The organism is Streptococcus oralis (genome assembly GCF_003943385.1).
In the GTDB taxonomy this organism is placed as follows: Bacteria; Bacillota; Bacilli; order Lactobacillales; family Streptococcaceae; genus Streptococcus; species Streptococcus oralis_CA.
Map to the genome: position 1 here is coordinate 1 of NZ_RJPI01000019.1, position 17137 is coordinate 17137.

At 42.6% G+C, this 17137-nt stretch carries 14 protein-coding genes, 1 tRNA gene, 3 rRNA genes and 1 pseudogene; 2 read left to right on the top strand and 17 right to left on the bottom strand.

The window, feature by feature from the left end; genetic code table 11:
- The 5 genes from rrf to rlmD all read right to left on the bottom strand — a co-directional run bounded on the left by rrf (position 1) and on the right by rlmD (position 6446).
- Positions 1 to 116 (bottom strand): 5S ribosomal RNA (gene rrf / locus D8803_RS09460).
- Between the two features lie 77 nt (positions 117 to 193).
- Positions 194 to 3097: ribosomal RNA gene (locus D8803_RS09465) — 23S ribosomal RNA — on the bottom strand.
- A 122-nt stretch (positions 3098 to 3219) separates the two neighbouring features.
- Positions 3220 to 3292 (bottom strand) — tRNA-Ala (locus tag D8803_RS09470).
- Positions 3293 to 3343: 51 nt separating this feature from the next.
- A 16S ribosomal RNA gene (locus D8803_RS09475) occupies positions 3344 to 4890 on the bottom strand.
- The 16S, 23S and 5S rRNA genes sit together here with 1 tRNA gene alongside, the layout of an rRNA operon.
- A gap of 176 nt (positions 4891 to 5066) precedes the next feature.
- Positions 5067 to 6446, bottom strand: coding sequence for a 23S rRNA (uracil(1939)-C(5))-methyltransferase RlmD (rlmD, locus tag D8803_RS09480; protein ID WP_131200926.1), 1380 nt, complete (start codon positions 6444 to 6446; stop codon positions 5067 to 5069).
- Positions 6447 to 6483: 37 nt separating this feature from the next.
- On the opposite strand from rlmD, the gene recX reads away from it, so the two are divergent.
- Complete coding sequence (gene recX / locus D8803_RS09485; RefSeq protein WP_000705059.1) at positions 6484 to 7260, top strand: recombination regulator RecX; 777 nt, start codon at positions 6484 to 6486, stop codon at positions 7258 to 7260.
- An 88-nt stretch (positions 7261 to 7348) separates the two neighbouring features.
- Positions 7349 to 7882 (top strand): DUF402 domain-containing protein, encoded by a 534-nt coding sequence (locus D8803_RS09490; protein ID WP_000775318.1) that lies wholly within the window; start codon positions 7349 to 7351, stop codon positions 7880 to 7882.
- 70 nt (positions 7883 to 7952) lie between these two features.
- Here D8803_RS09490 and D8803_RS09495 read toward each other — a convergent pair whose 3' ends face one another.
- The 12 genes and pseudogenes from D8803_RS09495 to D8803_RS09890 form a co-directional block, all read right to left on the bottom strand.
- The gene (locus D8803_RS09495) at positions 7953 to 8720 is read right to left on the bottom strand and encodes an epoxyqueuosine reductase QueH (RefSeq protein WP_000567567.1); all 768 of its coding nucleotides are present in this window, start codon (positions 8718 to 8720) and stop codon (positions 7953 to 7955) included.
- A gap of 111 nt (positions 8721 to 8831) precedes the next feature.
- Positions 8832 to 10454, bottom strand: a complete 1623-nt coding sequence (gene groL, locus D8803_RS09500) for a chaperonin GroEL (RefSeq protein WP_000031549.1) — start codon at positions 10452 to 10454, stop codon at positions 8832 to 8834.
- Between the two features lie 15 nt (positions 10455 to 10469).
- A complete protein-coding gene (gene groES / locus D8803_RS09505) occupies positions 10470 to 10754 on the bottom strand; it encodes a co-chaperone GroES (RefSeq protein ID WP_000917329.1) in 285 nt (94 codons plus the stop codon).
- A 156-nt stretch (positions 10755 to 10910) separates the two neighbouring features.
- Positions 10911 to 11306, bottom strand: a complete 396-nt coding sequence (locus D8803_RS09510; protein WP_000282455.1) for a single-stranded DNA-binding protein — start codon at positions 11304 to 11306, stop codon at positions 10911 to 10913.
- Positions 11307 to 11382: 76 nt separating this feature from the next.
- A complete protein-coding gene (locus D8803_RS09515; protein ID WP_131200927.1) occupies positions 11383 to 12144 on the bottom strand; it encodes an SDR family NAD(P)-dependent oxidoreductase in 762 nt (253 codons plus the stop codon).
- 41 nt (positions 12145 to 12185) lie between these two features.
- Complete coding sequence (ytpR, locus tag D8803_RS09520) at positions 12186 to 12812, bottom strand: YtpR family tRNA-binding protein (protein WP_131200928.1); 627 nt, start codon at positions 12810 to 12812, stop codon at positions 12186 to 12188.
- A 15-nt stretch (positions 12813 to 12827) separates the two neighbouring features.
- The gene (locus tag D8803_RS09525) at positions 12828 to 13145 is read right to left on the bottom strand and encodes a thioredoxin family protein (protein ID WP_131200929.1); all 318 of its coding nucleotides are present in this window, start codon (positions 13143 to 13145) and stop codon (positions 12828 to 12830) included.
- Positions 13142 to 13441, bottom strand: coding sequence for a DUF4651 domain-containing protein (locus D8803_RS09530; RefSeq protein ID WP_131200930.1), 300 nt, complete (start codon positions 13439 to 13441; stop codon positions 13142 to 13144). The genes D8803_RS09525 and D8803_RS09530 overlap by 4 nt, the downstream gene beginning before the upstream one ends.
- A 93-nt stretch (positions 13442 to 13534) precedes the next feature.
- Complete coding sequence (locus tag D8803_RS09535; protein WP_131200931.1) at positions 13535 to 13654, bottom strand: choline-binding protein A; 120 nt, start codon at positions 13652 to 13654, stop codon at positions 13535 to 13537.
- Positions 13655 to 13702: 48 nt separating this feature from the next.
- A complete protein-coding gene (locus D8803_RS09540; RefSeq protein ID WP_131200932.1) occupies positions 13703 to 14410 on the bottom strand; it encodes a B3/4 domain-containing protein in 708 nt (235 codons plus the stop codon).
- A 139-nt stretch (positions 14411 to 14549) separates the two neighbouring features.
- Positions 14550 to 15140, bottom strand: a complete 591-nt coding sequence (gene rpoE / locus D8803_RS09545) for a DNA-directed RNA polymerase subunit delta (RefSeq protein WP_190316823.1) — start codon at positions 15138 to 15140, stop codon at positions 14550 to 14552.
- Between the two features lie 472 nt (positions 15141 to 15612).
- Positions 15613 to 17137: pseudogene (locus D8803_RS09890) on the bottom strand (hypothetical protein); the annotation flags it as partial.

Below are 17137 nucleotides of genomic sequence, written 5' to 3' on the forward strand. Positions count from 1 at the left end.
GCTAAGCGACTTCCATATCTCACAGGGGGCAACCCCCAACTACTTCCGGCGTTCTAGGGCTTAACTGCTGTGTTCGGCATGGGTACAGGTGTATCTCCTAGGCTATCGTCACTTAACTCTGAGTAATACCTACTCAAAATTGAATATCTATCAAATAATTAGAAAAACCATACGCTAAGTTTTCTCAGTTACTTTGGATAAGTCCTCGAGCTATTAGTATTAGTCCGCTACATGTGTCACCACACTTCCACTTCTAACCTATCTACCTGATCATCTCTCAGGGCTCTTACTGATATATAATCATGGGAAATCTCATCTTGAGGTGGGTTTCACACTTAGATGCTTTCAGCGTTTATCCCTTCCCTACATAGCTACCCAGCGATGCCTTTGGCAAGACAACTGGTACACCAGCGGTAAGTCCACTCTGGTCCTCTCGTACTAGGAGCAGATCCTCTCAAATTTCCTACGCCCGCGACGGATAGGGACCGAACTGTCTCACGACGTTCTGAACCCAGCTCGCGTGCCGCTTTAATGGGCGAACAGCCCAACCCTTGGGACCGACTACAGCCCCAGGATGCGACGAGCCGACATCGAGGTGCCAAACCTCCCCGTCGATGTGAACTCTTGGGGGAGATAAGCCTGTTATCCCCAGGGTAGCTTTTATCCGTTGAGCGATGGCCCTTCCATGCGGAACCACCGGATCACTAAGCCCGACTTTCGTCCCTGCTCGAGTTGTAGCTCTCGCAGTCAAGCTCCCTTATACCTTTACACTCTGCGAATGATTTCCAACCATTCTGAGGGAACCTTTGGGCGCCTCCGTTACCTTTTAGGAGGCGACCGCCCCAGTCAAACTGCCCGTCAGACACTGTCTCCGATAGGGATAACCTATCTGGGTTAGAGTGGCCATAACACAAGGGTAGTATCCCAACAACGTCTCCTTCGAAACTGGCGTCCCGATCTCATAGACTCCTACCTATCCTGTACATGTGGTACAGACACTCAATATCAAACTGCAGTAAAGCTCCATGGGGTCTTTCCGTCCTGTCGCGGGTAACCTGCATCTTCACAGGTACTAAAATTTCACCGAGTCTCTCGTTGAGACAGTGCCCAAATCATTACGCCTTTCGTGCGGGTCGGAACTTACCCGACAAGGAATTTCGCTACCTTAGGACCGTTATAGTTACGGCCGCCGTTTACTGGGGCTTCAATTCATACCTTCGCGTTACCGCTAAGCACTCCTCTTAACCTTCCAGCACCGGGCAGGCGTCACCCCCTATACATCATCTTACGATTTAGCAGAGAGCTGTGTTTTTGATAAACAGTTGCTTGGGCCTATTCACTGCGGCTGACGTAAAGTCAGCACCCCTTCTCCCGAAGTTACGGGGTCATTTTGCCGAGTTCCTTAACGAGAGTTCTCTCGCTCACCTGAGGCTACTCGCCTCGACTACCTGTGTCGGTTTGCGGTACGGGTAGAGTATGTTTAAACGCTAGAAGCTTTTCTTGGCAGTGTGACGTCACTAACTTCGCTACTAAACTTCGCTCCCCATCACAGCTCAATGTTATAGAACTAAGCATTTGACTCAATTCACACCTCACTGCTTAGACAGACACTTCCAATCGTCTGCTTTAGTTAGCCTACTGCGTCCCTCCATCACTACATACTCTAGTACAGGAATATCAACCTGTTGTCCATCGGATACACCTTTCGGTCTCTCCTTAGGTCCCGACTAACCCAGGGCGGACGAGCCTTCCCCTGGAAACCTTAGTCTTACGGTGGACAGGATTCTCACCTGTCTTTCGCTACTCATACCGGCATTCTCACTTCTATGCGTTCCAGCACTCCTCACGGTATACCTTCTTCACACATAGAACGCTCTCCTACCATACCTATAAAGGTATCCACAGCTTCGGTAAATTGTTTTAGCCCCGGTACATTTTCGGCGCAGGGTCACTCGACTAGTGAGCTATTACGCACTCTTTGAATGAATAGCTGCTTCTAAGCTAACATCCTAGTTGTCTGTGCAACCCCACATCCTTTTCCACTTAACAATTATTTTGGGACCTTAGCTGGTGGTCTGGGCTGTTTCCCTTTCGACTACGGATCTTAGCACTCGCAGTCTGACTGCCGACCATAATTCTTTGGCATTCGGAGTTTATCTGAGATTGGTAATCCGGGATGGACCCCTCACCCAAACAGTGCTCTACCTCCAAGAATCTCTAATGTCGACGCTAGCCCTAAAGCTATTTCGGAGAGAACCAGCTATCTCCAAGTTCGTTTGGAATTTCTCCGCTACCCACAAGTCATCCAAGCACTTTTCAACGTGCCCTGGTTCGGTCCTCCAGTGCGTCTTACCGCACCTTCAACCTGCTCATGGGTAGGTCACATGGTTTCGGGTCTACGACATGATACTAATGCGCCCTATTCAGACTCGGTTTCCCTGCGGCTCCGTCTCTTCAACTTAACCTCGCATCATATCGTAACTCGCCGGTTCATTCTACAAAAGGCACGCTCTCACCCATTAACGGGCTCGAACTTGTTGTAGGCACACGGTTTCAGGTTCTATTTCACTCCCCTCCCGGGGTGCTTTTCACCTTTCCCTCACGGTACTGGTTCACTATCGGTCACTAGGGAGTATTTAGGGTTGGGAGATGGTCCTCCCAGATTCCGACGGGATTTCTCGTGTCCCGCCGTACTCAGGATACTGCTAGGTACAAAGACTATTTTAAATACGAGGCTGTTACTCTCTTTGGCTGATCTTCCCAAATCATTCTTCTATAATCTTTGAGTCCACATTGCAGTCCTACAACCCCGAAGAGTAAACTCTTCGGTTTGCCCTCCTGCCGTTTCGCTCGCCGCTACTAAGGCAATCGCTTTTGCTTTCTCTTCCTGCAGCTACTTAGATGTTTCAGTTCACTGCGTCTTCCTCCTCACATCCTTAACAGATATGGGTAACAGGTAGTACCTGTTGGGTTCCCCCATTCGGAAATCCCTGGATCATCGCTTACTTACAGCTACCCAAGGCATATCGTCGTTTGTCACGTCCTTCTTCGGCTCCTAGTGCCAAGGCATCCACCGTGCGCCCTTATTAACTTAACCTTATTTTCTGACCTTTCAGTCAGTAACTCTTTTAATACTACAGCGTTTCGGTTTATTTTCTTGTTACTATTTGATATAGATATTCAATTTTCAATGTGCATTACTTGGTGATCTCTCACCAATGGAGCCTAGCGGGATCGAACCGCTGACCTCCTGCGTGCAAAGCAGGCGCTCTCCCAGCTGAGCTAAGGCCCCACAAGACCTCTCAAGACTAAACAAGACCAATGCGCAGTTCCTTATCCTTAGAAAGGAGGTGATCCAGCCGCACCTTCCGATACGGCTACCTTGTTACGACTTCACCCCAATCATCTATCCCACCTTAGGCGGCTGGCTCCTAAAAGGTTACCTCACCGACTTCGGGTGTTACAAACTCTCGTGGTGTGACGGGCGGTGTGTACAAGGCCCGGGAACGTATTCACCGCGGCGTGCTGATCCGCGATTACTAGCGATTCCGACTTCATGTAGGCGAGTTGCAGCCTACAATCCGAACTGAGACTGGCTTTAAGAGATTAGCTTGCCGTCACCGGCTTGCGACTCGTTGTACCAGCCATTGTAGCACGTGTGTAGCCCAGGTCATAAGGGGCATGATGATTTGACGTCATCCCCACCTTCCTCCGGTTTATTACCGGCAGTCTCGCTAGAGTGCCCAACTGAATGATGGCAACTAACAATAGGGGTTGCGCTCGTTGCGGGACTTAACCCAACATCTCACGACACGAGCTGACGACAACCATGCACCACCTGTCACCTCTGTCCCGAAGGAAAACTCTATCTCTAGAGCGGTCAGAGGGATGTCAAGACCTGGTAAGGTTCTTCGCGTTGCTTCGAATTAAACCACATGCTCCACCGCTTGTGCGGGCCCCCGTCAATTCCTTTGAGTTTCAACCTTGCGGTCGTACTCCCCAGGCGGAGTGCTTAATGCGTTAGCTGCGGCACTAAACCCCGGAAAGGGTCTAACACCTAGCACTCATCGTTTACGGCGTGGACTACCAGGGTATCTAATCCTGTTTGCTCCCCACGCTTTCGAGCCTCAGCGTCAGTTACAAGCCAGAGAGCCGCTTTCGCCACCGGTGTTCCTCCATATATCTACGCATTTCACCGCTACACATGGAATTCCACTCTCCCCTCTTGCACTCAAGTTAAACAGTTTCCAAAGCGTACTATGGTTAAGCCACAGCCTTTAACTTCAGACTTATCTAACCGCCTGCGCTCGCTTTACGCCCAATAAATCCGGACAACGCTCGGGACCTACGTATTACCGCGGCTGCTGGCACGTAGTTAGCCGTCCCTTTCTGGTAAGATACCGTCACAGTGTGAACTTTCCACTCTCACACTCGTTCTTCTCTTACAACAGAGCTTTACGATCCGAAAACCTTCTTCACTCACGCGGCGTTGCTCGGTCAGACTTCCGTCCATTGCCGAAGATTCCCTACTGCTGCCTCCCGTAGGAGTCTGGGCCGTGTCTCAGTCCCAGTGTGGCCGATCACCCTCTCAGGTCGGCTATGTATCGTCGCCTTGGTGAGCCGTTACCCCACCAACTAGCTAATACAACGCAGGTCCATCTGGTAGTGGTGCAATTGCACCTTTCAAACAGTTATCATGCAATAACTGCTATTATGCGGTATTAGCTATCGTTTCCAATAGTTATCCCCCGCTACCAGGCAGGTTACCTACGCGTTACTCACCCGTTCGCAACTCATCCGGAGAAGCAAGCTCCTCCTTCAGCGTTCTACTTGCATGTATTAGGCACGCCGCCAGCGTTCGTCCTGAGCCAGGATCAAACTCTCATTAAAAGTTTGAGTTCTCACTCATTTCTGTCACTGACAGATTTNTTGTTTTTTTCATTGTTCAGTACTATAACCTTTGTTATAGTGCCCTGCACATTGGTTCGTCTTGTTCAGTTTTCAAAGGTCTTTGTCACTCAATCTCTCTCAAGCGACAACTATATTAGTATATCACAGCTGTTGACCTATGTCAACACTTTTTTGAAACTTTTTTTACTTTTTTCCAGCTTCACGACTGCTTCTGTTCGTGCGGTGTGGGGAAACATATCGACTGACTGGATATACTGGAGATCATAGACTTTCACTAGTTTAACTAAATCTCGCGCCAAGGTCGAAACATTGCAGGATACATAGACCATTTTTTCTGGAACATAAGCCAGAATGGTATCCAACAACTTATCATCTAAGCCCGTACGAGGAGGATCGACTATCAGTGCATTCGCTCGGTAACCCTCTTGATACCAGCGTGAAATAATCTCTTCAGCTGTCCCCACTTCGTAATGGGTATTGTCAAACCCCATTTTTTGAGCGTTTCGCTTGGCATCTTCTATGGCTTCTGGAATAATATCCATCCCTCTGAGACTCTTGATCTTATTTGCGAAGGCAAATCCAATCGTCCCAACACCGCAATAGGCATCAATCAGATGATCTTCTTTGCTGACATCCAGAGCCTTAACTGCTTCACTATAGAGAATCTCTGTCTGCTCAGGATTAAGCTGATAAAAAGCTCGAGGGGAGAGAGAAAACTCATAGTCGAGTACTCCTTCTTGAATACTCTCTTGGCCCCAGATAATTTCCGTCTTCTCACCATAGATTTCACTTGTTTTTGCTGTATTTGTGTTAACCGCAACTGTGACGACTTCTGGAAAATCCTTGACTAGGTCTTTGACTAGGTGATTCAAATTCAACTGGCGGTTAGTTACGACGATAATCTGGACTTGTCCAGTTTTTCTCGCTCGACGTACCATGATAGTGCGAATACCGAGCGTTTTTCTCTCATCTGTAATTGGAATTTGGTGGTAAGTAAGAAGTTCAGCTAAGCGATTCGCAATCACTTGAGTCTCCTTATCTTGTACCAAGCAATCTTTCAATTCTACAAGATAATGAGAGTTTTGCGCATACAAACCTGCCTTGACCTGATTTTTAAATTTCCGAGTTTGAAATTGCAACTTAGCACGGTAGTACTTTGGTTCCTGCATACCGATAGTTGGACGAATTTCATAGTTTTCATATCCTGCAGGGGCAAATTTTTTCAAGGCTTGGTGGAGCAAATCCGTTTTAAACTCTAACTGTTTATCATAGTGAAGGTGCATGATTTGGCAACCACCACATTCATTATAAATCGTACATGCAGGTACGACTCGAAATTTAGACTTCTTATTAACCTTTAGTAATTTTGCTTCTACAAAGTTACGTTTAATAGAAGTAATCTGACAATAGATATCTTCTCCCTTGAGGGCACCTGGCACAAAAACGAGGGTTTTCTGGTAGAAACCGATTCCCTCACCATTGATACCCATCCGCTTGATTTTTAAAGGTATTTTTTGTTTGACTTTCAGATTCATACCCCTATCTTATCACATTTTAAGGTATAATAGTACTATGAAAATCACAAAACTTGAAAAGAAAAAACGCCTCTACCTGATGGAGTTAGATGAACAGCAAACCTCTTATATCACTGAAGATACCATTGTCCGTTTTATGCTGTCTCGAGATAAGGTCATTAGCAAAGAGGAACTGACCGAGATTCAGGATTTTGCCCAGTTTTCTTATGGTAAAAATCTTGCTCTCTACCATCTATCCTTCAAGGCTCGTACTGAAAAGGAAGTGCGAGAGTATCTGAAAAAGTATGATATTGATGAAAAAATAACTAGTCAAGTTATCGCTAATCTTAAAGAGGACAACTGGATTAATGATCGTCAGTATGTCTACTCTATCATCAATGCAAATCAACTTTCTGGAGATAAGGGACCTTATGTGCTAGCTCAAAAACTATCTCAAAAAGGGATTGCCAAATCAACTATTGAAGAGGTTTTAAAGGATTTTGATTTTTCAGAGGTTGCTCATCGTGTGGCGGAGAAACTACTTAAAAAATACACGGGAAAGCTTCCTGCTCGCGCTTTGCAAGATAAGATTATCCAAAACTTGACTAACAAGGGCTTCTCCTATGCTGATGCTAAAAGTGCCTTTGATGACTTGGACAGTCAAGTTGACCAAGAAACGACTCAAGAACTCATTTTTAAAGAGCTAGACAAACAATATGCTAAATATGCTCGAAAGTATGAAGGATACGAACTTAAACAGCGTTTAACTCAAGTTTTAGCTAGAAAAGGCTACGATTTTTCGGATATAGCCAGCGCTCTTAGAGAATATCTTTAATATTTTCGTGTAAAATTCAAAAAAATTAGACCGATTTATGATATAATAGTAAACGATAAACTTATAAATTGTAGAAAGTTGGTTAGTTATGAAACTTCCAAAAGAAGGCGACTTTATTACAATTCAAAGTTATAAGCATGATGGGAGTCTCCACCGTACTTGGCGGGACACCATGGTACTAAAAACAACAGAGAACGCTATTATCGGCGTCAACGACCACACACTTGTTACCGAAAGTGACGGTCGTCGTTGGGTGACTCGAGAACCGGCTATTGTTTACTTTCACAAAAAATATTGGTTTAATATCATTGCTATGATTCGCGATAATGGAATTTCCTACTATTGCAATATGGCTAGCCCCTACTATCTAGATGAGGAAGCCCTGAAATACATTGATTACGATTTGGATGTTAAGGTCTTCACTGATGGTGAAAAGCGTCTCTTGGACGTTGAAGAGTATGAGCGCCATAAACGCAAAATGAAGTATTCTGATGATTTAGACTATATTTTGAAAGAGCATGTTAAAATCCTTGTTGATTGGATCAACAATGGACGCGGTCCTTTCTCAGAGGCCTATGTCAACATTTGGTACAAACGCTACATAGAACTAAAGAATCGGTAAAGTTGTCAAACCGGGGTGAGAGCCCTGGTTTTTTTATTTGAAAAACCCAGCTTTTCAGCTGGGTTGATTTCTATATATCTAATTTAGTGACAGTAAATTTGATGTGGGAATAGTCTTTTTCAACATCCTTATCCAGCAAGAAAGCTGTAGCATCTTTCTTAACCTGAACAAGATCAATATTCTGGGCTTGAGCTGCATAGACGCATCCACAATAACATTGACGATAAATATCATACTCCTCGCACATCTCCACCGAACGTTTGTAGCCTTGATTTTTCTTGAAATCACTTGGAAGATAGTGGGTCGTGTATATCTTTTGAACATCTATCCCGATGCTATTGATGGTTTGAGAATTCTTATGGGGACTGATGGTCAAAGCTGAACCAAAGTAGTCAAATCCCAAATCCATAGCCACTTGCGCCGTTTTATCCAAACGGTAGTCAAAACAAACCTTGCAACGATCACCACCTTCGGGTTCTTCTTCTAGTCCTCTGACTAACTTCCGGTATTCATTGGGTTCGTAGGGAGCTTCTAGATACTGGACTGTATTTCCTGTTCGCTCATTGAAATCACTGACAAATTTTTTGGTGACGTAAGCCCGCTTGTGGTATTCTGCCTTGGGATGGATATTGGAATTGGCAAAATAGATAGTCACATCCGCATACTTGGTTAGATACTCTAGGGTGTAGGTACTACAAGGAGCACAGCAAACATGCATGAGAATGGTTGGGCGCTGCTCATTTTTCTCCCATACTTGTACCATCTTCTGCATAACACGGTCATAATTAATCTTCTGATTAGGATTCATCTTACTCAGAATTTCTTCTACATCGATCATGTTCTTCTCCTTCTTCTAGTCTTATTTTATCATATAAGTTAGGAGAGCTCAAATCTATTTAGAATAGAAAACCATAAAAGGAGGGAATACCCATCCCTCCTTTAATAGTTTTTACATCATCCCGCCCATCATGCTTGGATCCATGGCTGGAGCTGGGGATACTGGTTCTGGTTTATTGGCTACGACTGCTTCTGTAGTCAAAATCAAGCTGGCTACAGATGCTGCATTTTGAAGGGCTGAACGACTCACTTTAACTGGGTCGATGATTCCTTCTTCAATCATATTAACCCACTCGCCTGTTGCTGCGTTGAAGCCTGTACCAACTTCAGCATTCTTCAAACGGTCAATAACGATAGATCCTTCAAATCCTGCATTGTGGGCGATTTGACGAACAGGTTCTTCTAAGGCGCGGAGAACAATATTGCGGCCCGTTGCTTCGTCTCCTGTCAATTCTAAATCAGCCACGGCTGGGATAACATTAGCAAGAGCAGTTCCACCACCTGCAACGATACCTTCTTCAACAGCTGCACGAGTAGCGTTGAGGGCGTCTTCAATGCGGAGTTTCATTTCTTTCAACTCAGTTTCAGTTGCAGCACCGACCTTGATAACAGCGACACCACCTGACAATTTTGCCAAGCGTTCTTGCAATTTTTCACGGTCAAATTCAGAGGTTGTGGTTTCGATTTGAGACTTGATAACCGCAACACGGTGAGAAATAGCTTCAGGAATTCCAGCACCTTCTACGATAACAGTGCTATCTTTGTCCACAGTCACTCTAGCAGCTTGACCAAGCGCCTCAATCGTCGCATCTTTCAACTCAAGACCAAGATCTTCTGTGATGACAGTTCCACCTGTCAAAATAGCGATGTCTTCAAGCATGGCTTTACGACGGTCTCCAAAGCCAGGAGCTTTGACAGCAACTACATTGAAAGTACCACGAATCTTGTTCAATACAAGGGTTGGAAGAGCTTCGCCATCTACATCATCCGCAATAATCAAGAGCGGACGGTTGCTTTGAAGAATACTTTCTAGAAGTGGTAAGATTTCTTGGATATTTGAAATCTTCTTATCTGTAATCAAGATGTATGGATTTTCAAGGTCAGCCACCATTTTTTCGCTATCTGTCACCATGTACTGTGAAAGGTAACCGCGGTCAAACTGCATTCCTTCTACGACTTCGAGCTCTGTTTCCATACCACGTGACTCTTCAATGGTGATGACACCGTCCTTGCCAACTTTTTCCATGGCTTCAGAGATGTATTCGCCGACTTTCTCAGAACGAGAAGATACAGCGGCAACCTGAGCGATGGCTTCTTTATTGGCAACAGGGATGGCATTGTTTTTCAAGGCTTCTACAGCTGCGGCAACCGCTGCTTCAATCCCCCGACGGATACCGATTGGATTGGCACCTGCTGTGACGTTCTTGATTCCTTCACGTACGATAGCTTGGGTCAAGACTGTTGCAGTAGTTGTCCCATCACCTGCGATATCATTGGTTTTTGAAGCGACTTCTGATACCAACTTGGCACCCATATTTTCAAAATGGTCTTCCAACTCGATTTCTTTGGCAATGGTTACACCGTCATTGGTGATGAGTGGTGAACCGAATGATTTTTCCAACACGACATTACGACCTTTTGGTCCCAAGGTTACTTTAACAGTGTCTGCAAGGATATCGACACCACGAACCATAGCTGAACGAGCATCAGATGAAAATTTAATTTCTTTTGACATACTTACATTCTCCTTCTATTCTTCAATGATAGCCAAGATGTTAGCTTCGCCAACGATGATGTACTTTTCATCGCCATCTTTGACATCAAGACCTGCGTGGGCTTCAACTAAGACACGGTCTCCAGACTTAACGCTTGGAGCTACCAAGTCACCGTTCAAAGTACGAACACCTTGTCCAGTAGCTACAACTTGGGCTGTTTTTGTTTTTTCTTGGGCTGAGCCTGCAAGGACAAAGCCTCCAACAGTTTGTTCTTTTTCTTCGATTTTCAAGACCACACGGTCTCCTAATGGTTTCAACATCTGTTTTCCTCCATGATGAAATACATATTATTAGCACTCTTTATATCTGAGTGCTAATTCATAGTTCTATTGTATCACTTGGTCAGAAATAGTCAAGAAAAAAGTCTGACTTTCTCAATATAAAAAAGCCTGAGACCAACTCAGACTTTTCAATGCTTAAAATGGCAATTCCTCCTCTTCCAAAACCAAATCTGCCAAGTCTTGACCTGCGTTATTTTCACGCAAGGCACGTTGGGCGCGGCTTTCCAAGAGTTGGAAACCTGTCACGAGAACTTCGGTCACATAGTTGATCTGCCCATTTTTCTCAAAGCGACGGGTACGCAATTCCCCATCAACAGAAATGAGGCTACCTTTAGTTGCATAACTTGCCAAGGTTTCAGCCAATTTTCCCCAAAGAACGAGATTGATAAAGTCGGCTTCGCGTTCTCCATTTTGGTCTTTGTAACGACGGTTCACAGCAATCGTTGCGCGAGCCACTGACTTGTCATTGTTGGTTTTGTGCAATTCTGGTGTAGACGTCAAACGCCCAATCATGATAACTTTATTATACATTTTTCATCCTCCTACTTATCTATTCGCAGGAAATCAAAAAAAGTTACAGAAATTTGTAACTTTTTGAGGAAATTTTTTACTTTTTATGAACCATAAAACCTGTCGCCTGTTGATTGGCCATAATGGTCATATCTGTAATCTGCACACGACGGGGCTGACTGGTCACATAGACCACTGTATCTGCAATATCCTGAGCTTGCAAGGCCTCAATTCCCTGATAGACGGTCGCAGCACGCTCTTTGTCACCGTGAAAACGAACTGTAGAGAAATCTGTTTCGACAATCCCTGGCTGAATGGTGGTCACCTTGATATCCGTTGCGATGGTATCGATTCGCAATCCATCTGAAAAAGTCTTAACTGCTGCCTTAGTGGCTGAGTAAACAGCGGCTCCCGCATAGGCATAAATTCCTGCGGTTGACCCCATGTTGATAATATGCCCCTGATTGACTTTTACCATTGCTGGTAAGAAACAGCGAGTAACCGCCATCAAACCCTTCACGTTGGTATCCAACATGGTCAGCATATCCAACTCTTCATAGTCTTGATAGGGAGCCAAGCCAAGAGCCAGTCCGGCGTTATTGACCAAGATATCAATCTTACCTATCGTTTCCAAAATATCGGAGCAGACAGTCTTGACCATGGTCATATCCGTGACATCCAGTGGAAAGATCCAAACTGTTTGATTTGGAAAAGTTTCTGCAAATTCCGACTTGAGGGCTTCTAGTCTGTCTGTCCGTCGCCCTGTTAGAACAACATTCTCCCCCTGTTCCAGATAAGCACGCGCAATCGCTTCACCTATTCCTGAGGTCGCTCCTGTAATCACTACATTTTTTGCCATCTTATTTCCTTCTATCTGGTGTATCAGATACTGACAACTTCCTAGGCAGTCCAGTGTTTGGCTGGGTCAAATGGAGTTCCAACAACTTGGTCTTCTGGTAATTCAATAACCCCACGTTTTTGCGGAGCATTTGGCAAATGCAATTCACGAGGGCTGCACATCATGCCAAAACTCTTCTCACCACGAAGCTCGCCTGGGAAAATGAGATTGCCTTTTGGCATCATCGCTCCAGGAAGAGCCACAATTGTTTTCAATCCAACACGCGCATTAGGAGCCCCTGCAACGATTTGCACTGTCTTATCACTTGCGACTGCAACTTGGCAGATGTTGAGGTGGTCACTATCTGGGTGAGCTACCATCTCGACAATCTCACCGACGACAAACTTAGGTTCTTTGTCATTGACAATCTCTTCCGCAAAGCCTTCCGCCTGCAATTCTTGGTTCAAACGAGCAACTTGCTCATCTGTCAAAAAGACTTGACCGCGCTCTGCAATTTCAAACAAACTTGAAACTTCGAAAATATTCCAAGCTACCGTTTCACCATTTTCTTTGAGGAAAACACGGGCTACCTTTCCTTTGCGCTCCACGTCCAACTTGGCATCTCCGCTGTTTTTCACGATGATCATAAGGACATCGCCGACATGCTCTTTATTATATGTAAAAATCATTGTTTCCTTTTTCTCCTATTTCAGTCCTGCTAAAAAGTCGTTAATTTGTTGCTTGCTTTTACGGTCACGATTGACAAAACGGCCGATTTCCTTGTCCTTTTCTAACACAACAAGGCTAGGAATGCCGTACACATCCCAGAGTTTGGCCAGATCCAGATACTGGTCACGGTCCACTCGAATAAAGGTGAACTCTGGATTGGTCTCCTCAATCTCTGGCAAGGATGGATAGATATAACGGCAATCGCCACACCAGTCCGCCACAAAAAGAAAGACCTTCTTGCCATCTTTTTCTACTAAAGATGCCAATTCTTCTATACTTGCTGGTTGTATCATAAGACTTCCTCCTCATAGACCAGGTCTTCATTTTCATAGACAAAGGTATAATGACGGCCATCCTCGAAAATGACTCCTCCGACAAGTCGCTCTAGGCTACTTTCGTAGACTTGAACATAGAGAGTCGCAATCTCACCCATATCTGAGAAAAGTTCGCGCACGATAGCAGTCAACTCTTCTTGAGTCTTCATGAGTTTGTGGTTATCTGCTGCTTTTTTAGCCCCTAAAGTAAGGGCACTTAGACCAGCCACAGTCAAGCCAGTCATCCATAATTTCTTAGCTTTCATACCATTCATTGTAACACAAAAAGGGCTCTAGGACAAATAGAGAAGCAGTATATAGGCAAGGAAAATCCCCTTTCCTCAATGAGGAAAGAGGACATCTAATTCTTATTGCCAAACGCCTGAGTTGCTGACATAATAATCATCAGGTGTGTAGGTGTTGCGAAGCATCTTACCTGAGGAATCCAGATAGTACCAGTTGTTCTTGATCCAAGCATTGGACTTCATGTCACTTTTCTCCTTTGTCTACATACCATAAAGTAGGCACTATAAAACTCAGTAAATGTCCTGAACCACCGTGCGGTTTCCTTCAAGAGAAATGACTTTCTTTTCAAACTGCAAATCAGGCATGCAAGCAGCCAAATCCTTTTCAATTTCTTCTAACGCTTCTATACGCATCTCGACAGAAGTGTTTTCATTCCCTTGAATGATGAAAATAGCATTTTTTGTATCTTCATCAAATTTGTAATGTTCACTATCACGAACATCCAGCCAAGCTAGAACTCCTTTTTCATCACGATAGACATAGTCCGTCTGTGCAACATGCTTCTCCGTTGATAAGATAGGTAGGAAAATGTCCTCCCTTTGGCTAACAGAAAACTCTATCTGCCCTCCAATCTTATCTAGGTCGTGCCCACCAATTGCCAACAAAGAAGAAAGCGCCTCTACATTGTAGATATCGATGATACTATTGATGTGAGGGAGGGAGCCACGATGCTGGATATTGCGAATGAGAGCGACCACTGTCGGTGGATTTTTCTTGACGCTACGTCCGATTCGCTGAAGCAGTTGCCTATAACCTTGGATAACAGGAGACTCTTGAACTTCTTTTACATCACACTCTAGCGCCCACTTCTCCCTCGCCTCTTTCTTTTTTAGAAAAGCAAGAGGCAAATCAGCATGAGGATCGACGTTTTTAGCGATACCAATCACGACATTCTTAATTCCCAAGTCATACAAACTTTTATCTAAACGAAACTCCATCGGCAGGCACCTCCTTTGAAAAATGCACACCATCTCACCTTTATTTTACACCCTCTAGCACTTTATTTCAAGGAAATCATCAACTCTCGTCCGACAAATAAAAAGAGAAGATCAAACTGATCTTCTCCCAAGAGGTTTCCTATTCTTCGTCACCTATTTCAGAATCATCATCTGAAAACTCGTCGTCTTCTTCGTTGAGATCCACGTCTTCACCCAAGTCATCAGGGGCGATTTCGTTGATTTCTGCATCGTAAGCTTCCACTTCATTTTTCTCATCATCTGGATTTTCATCATCGTATGAAAGAGCTGGATCAGCTTCGTATGCATCTTCATCTTCTGGATCATCCGCATTGTAGTCAATGGCATCTGAATCGCCATCCATAAAGGCATTGACGCGTTTTTTCTTAGCTTTTGGTGCTACTTCATCGTCGTCACTTTCTTCAAGAGCGATGATTTCTTCGTCGATTTCGTCCACACCATACCATGAACGAAGCCCCCATTTGTTGTCTCCAAGAGAGATAAAGCTGCCGTCAAAGTTCAACTCTGTGTAGAACAAAGGCAAAGCTTCGCGGATATCGCTGTTTGATGTTCCAAGGTAGTTTTGAATTTCGTTTACAAGATCACTAAAATGCATCTCATGATCGCGACCACGAAGTTCCAAGATAGCACGCGCTACCTCAATCATAGATAGTTCACTTTTTTCTTGCCCAGCAAATACTTCTAATTCCAAAGCGTTTCTCCTCATTTTTACTACTATCGCCAGAGTGAACAGACTCTGACCTCATTTTATCATGTACTCTTTATTGTACGATAATTTTGCGGAATAGTCAAAGGTTAAATGGGAGAAAGTGACAGGACTTTTTATTTCTTTGCGACCCAGCCGATAGCATCGTGAGGTGGATTTTCCGTGTCAATCCAGATGAATTCGATGCCAATGATATATGAAAATTAAGTTGCAATGTCGAAGTTCTCAGGTCGGTTCGAACTTACAGAATTTGTCATGTAGTAACCTGCTTTCTAAAATATTGACTTTTATAGTATAACATTAAAAGTTCATTTACTTATAAATTTCATTCAATAAGATATAACCAAATCAAATATTGAATTTTTTTAGACAAATAGTTGTTGATTTAGATTATATTTTTCCAGATAAGAATATATATCTGTATTTTATATATATTAAAACAAGGTACTGAATCTATTTACCTATATCTGTATGGTTTTTTATAATCTGGCTTACTTTGATTATTGTTTGTTGCGGTATTGTATAACAAATCATTTAATTTACGAATAATTTCTTCCTTTTGGAATATAGAAATACTATCTATGGTTGAAACTTTTTCAGAGATTAATTCAACATACTCACTGACTGTAAAATTATGGAAATTCAATGTAGATATTAAGTTACGTTTAAGTCCATCTAAAAATTGACTGTCACTATATAAATCACCATAATAACTATCAATAGTTTTAAGGATATAAAATTCTAATACTCCTTCACCACCAGACCAATAAAATGGACTATTAGAAGTCATGGAATCAAAAATGGTTCTACTAGTATAGCTAAAATCTCGATTGTAACGGTGAACTCTGAATCTTAATATCCACTCTAGACGCAATAAACTTGATACTGATAGATTTTCTATTACATTTGATAAGTCAACTTTATTCGTATTCAAAAGATATTCAACTGATAATTGTATATCATTTTGCTTGTACGAATAAAAATCATTTGTGAAAACCGAATCTAACTTATCAGTAAGAAGCAAATATTCTCTACAGAAGTTATCCATTTTCTCTTTATTTCTAACACGTTTCCAATGTAATTTATTAACAGAGGCTTTTATACATTTTTCACTTTTCTTCGCTCTTGTTACCACTTTACCAAAGCTTAATGAATCGTATATAAAGTTAAATCTGCTTGAGAATGAATATTCTTTACCTGACAATAACCATTGAACATATATAATTTTAAGTTCTGACATTTGATGCCTTCTACCAAACTGTTTAAACCAATAAAAATCTGTAATTTTTTCATTTCGTTTTGTCCATAGATTATCTAAAAGTTTATCTGTAATACGATGGCTGATATTTGTGCTTAAAATTTTTTCTTTAGCTTGCTCGAAAAGGTAGTTTTGTTGCTCTTCATCGCAGCTCATTAATTTTTTAATCTCAGTATCATAAAATTCAATGTTATCATCCCATTCTGTATAATCTGTATATAACAATTGATATAACATAAAAGCAAGACTATACTCATTATTCATGCTTAAAATTATCATATTTAAAACATCTTTTTCATCAAACGTTCGCAGTCTACCTTCATCACGTAAAAATTCAAAACAAACTTTTGAATAGAATTCTTTAAAATTCTTATTGTTATAGCGATTTATACGACCAATATCAATAGAATTATCATTCACAGATAGATAGAGCTTAAGAAGTGATCTGCACTTATATTCTCTAATTTTAAATATAGCTCTATTTTTAGAAGTATTGTGTAGCAAAAAATAATTGTTTCTATTGGTTTCCGAATCAAAATAATCTGAAATTAGTAGACTTAAAGTATCCCTTCTCAGAATCAAAGTATCAAATAACAACTTATATATTTTGGTGAAACTATTACTTTCAATATCGTAAACAGATTCATCAACTTTTAATAATTCATTCTTATTATAGTTGATTATCAATTCTAATATTTGCTGGTGTATCTTAAATATATAGAAC

What these genes read in the sequence shown, in the direction of transcription:
- rlmD (WP_131200926.1), bottom strand. Translation starts at nt 6,446, where the DNA reads ATGAATCTGAAAGTCAAACAAAAAATACCTTTAAAAATCAAGCGGATG.
- recX (WP_000705059.1), top strand. Translation starts at nt 6,484, where the DNA reads ATGAAAATCACAAAACTTGAAAAGAAAAAACGCCTCTACCTGATGGAG.
- D8803_RS09490 (WP_000775318.1), top strand. Translation starts at nt 7,349, where the DNA reads ATGAAACTTCCAAAAGAAGGCGACTTTATTACAATTCAAAGTTATAAG.
- D8803_RS09495 (WP_000567567.1), bottom strand. Translation starts at nt 8,720, where the DNA reads ATGATCGATGTAGAAGAAATTCTGAGTAAGATGAATCCTAATCAGAAG.
- groL (WP_000031549.1), bottom strand. Translation starts at nt 10,454, where the DNA reads ATGTCAAAAGAAATTAAATTTTCATCTGATGCTCGTTCAGCTATGGTT.
- groES (WP_000917329.1), bottom strand. Translation starts at nt 10,754, where the DNA reads ATGTTGAAACCATTAGGAGACCGTGTGGTCTTGAAAATCGAAGAAAAA.
- D8803_RS09510 (WP_000282455.1), bottom strand. Translation starts at nt 11,306, where the DNA reads ATGTATAATAAAGTTATCATGATTGGGCGTTTGACGTCTACACCAGAA.
- D8803_RS09515 (WP_131200927.1), bottom strand. Translation starts at nt 12,144, where the DNA reads ATGGCAAAAAATGTAGTGATTACAGGAGCGACCTCAGGAATAGGTGAA.
- ytpR (WP_131200928.1), bottom strand. Translation starts at nt 12,812, where the DNA reads ATGATTTTTACATATAATAAAGAGCATGTCGGCGATGTCCTTATGATC.
- D8803_RS09525 (WP_131200929.1), bottom strand. Translation starts at nt 13,145, where the DNA reads ATGATACAACCAGCAAGTATAGAAGAATTGGCATCTTTAGTAGAAAAA.
- D8803_RS09530 (WP_131200930.1), bottom strand. Translation starts at nt 13,441, where the DNA reads ATGAATGGTATGAAAGCTAAGAAATTATGGATGACTGGCTTGACTGTG.
- D8803_RS09535 (WP_131200931.1), bottom strand. Translation starts at nt 13,654, where the DNA reads ATGAAGTCCAATGCTTGGATCAAGAACAACTGGTACTATCTGGATTCC.
- D8803_RS09540 (WP_131200932.1), bottom strand. Translation starts at nt 14,410, where the DNA reads ATGGAGTTTCGTTTAGATAAAAGTTTGTATGACTTGGGAATTAAGAAT.